At 34.8% G+C, this 201-nt stretch carries 1 protein-coding gene; it reads right to left on the reverse strand.

Annotated features, from left to right (window positions below; translation table 11 throughout):
• Positions 1–20: 20 nt before the first annotated feature.
• On the reverse strand, positions 21–201 hold a 181-nt coding region (gene mobC, locus HMPREF3057_RS05265), incomplete at its 5' end, for a plasmid mobilization relaxosome protein MobC (protein WP_142350343.1).

Consider the following 201-nt stretch of genomic DNA (forward strand, 5'->3'; position numbering starts at 1 on the left):
CAAGGTAATAAGAACTCGCCTTAATTTAGCCTTTGCCATATTTCATCTAACCTTTCACGCACCGCTTTGATATTATATTCCAAGCCATCATAATTCGGTGCTTTATGTTGATGTTGATTACAGTATTTAGCAATCTGATTCACATTTGCACCTAACTTACTTAAATCTTTGGCAATCGATTGTCGCGTTTCTTTATCAAAT

This window comes from Streptococcus sp. HMSC072D05, assembly GCF_001815805.1.
Lineage (GTDB): Bacteria > Bacillota > Bacilli > Lactobacillales > Streptococcaceae > Streptococcus.